Here is a 1,105-nt window from a genome sequence, read left to right on the forward strand (position 1 = left end):
ATAATGTCGCTTAACTATTTGTACAAGAAAAGTTAGGAACTCCAATATCACTGAAAATCAACTTTCTATAATTTGCGATAATATATGACATAGTATGATGTTTTTGCGATATTTACCTTATTTTCATCATGGGAAAATAAGGTGAAACTTTTGAGAAAAGGGGGAGATAAGGGAAAGAATTAAGGTTGCTTTTTCTTTAATTTATTTTGATCATATGTGATAGAAATATCCAAGCCGACTAGATAGAAGAATTCTTCGATATATTTTAATTGTAGGTTGATTCTTTTTGTATTGTTCTTGTTGTAATCGGGGTCACGCAGATAGCTCATTTCAGGCAATGAGTCTAACTCTGTAAACAACTTCCATTGTTCTATCCGTTGTGTGTCGTTATAGGCATTTATATAACCAGATTTAAGCAGATAGCCAAACATTCGTTGTCCAATATGTTTAGGCAGTTTTTCACCCGACTCATATTTGAGTATTTCTGTTCGGACTTTCGATAGTTTGTCTTTATTATCATCAAGAACTGGCTGTTCCTGTTCAATAATATTTTCGGATTGAGACTCTTCTTGCTCTATAACAGTAGTATTATATTCTTTAATCAGGCTTTTATAATCAACAAATACAAAGTCGATTTTATCAAAATATTGTTTCATCAAATCGGGGCGAAGTGAAAATATGTCAGATACTCTTGTGTGGATGCGAGATTTTTTGGAAAGTTCTTCTTGGGTCTTGTATTGGAAATTATGTATTTCGGATAGATAATCTCTAATATATAGTTCAAATGTTTTTCCTAACTTTATTACTTCATGCTGGTATAAAAGGTAACCACGTTTTAAAAGCCTATATTCGAGGTGTCGCGATTGATGGAAATTATCCATCAAAAAAGCACTAACCGATTTAAATATATGTTTTGCTTTATTCGCCATGAAGTAAAAGTAATAAGATTTTTTCTCAATTTCTACTATTTCTCAATAGTTGTTTTTATTGAAGTGGAGAAGGGTAATTTTGGCTCAGTTCATAAAGTTGGGGATTTAACATATGGTTAATGATATAGTAATTACTTTTGCTCCATGAGACCACAACATCACATCGACTACAAAGC

At 31.9% G+C, this 1,105-nt stretch carries 1 protein-coding gene; it reads right to left on the reverse strand.

Annotated features, from left to right (window positions below):
* Positions 1 to 179: 179 nt before the first annotated feature.
* A complete protein-coding gene (locus B091_RS0111535; RefSeq protein ID WP_018110147.1) occupies positions 180 to 929 on the reverse strand; it encodes a hypothetical protein in 750 nt (249 codons plus the stop codon).
* Positions 930 to 1,105 lie beyond the last annotated feature (176 nt).

Source organism: Bacteroides propionicifaciens DSM 19291 = JCM 14649 (assembly GCF_000375405.1).
In the GTDB taxonomy this organism is placed as follows: Bacteria; Bacteroidota; Bacteroidia; order Bacteroidales; family Bacteroidaceae; genus Bacteroides_E; species Bacteroides_E propionicifaciens.

Bases quoted from the DNA above. Each gene is read 5' to 3' on its own strand.
- B091_RS0111535 (WP_018110147.1), bottom strand. From the start codon at position 929: ATGGCGAATAAAGCAAAACATATATTTAAATCGGTTAGTGCTTTTTTG.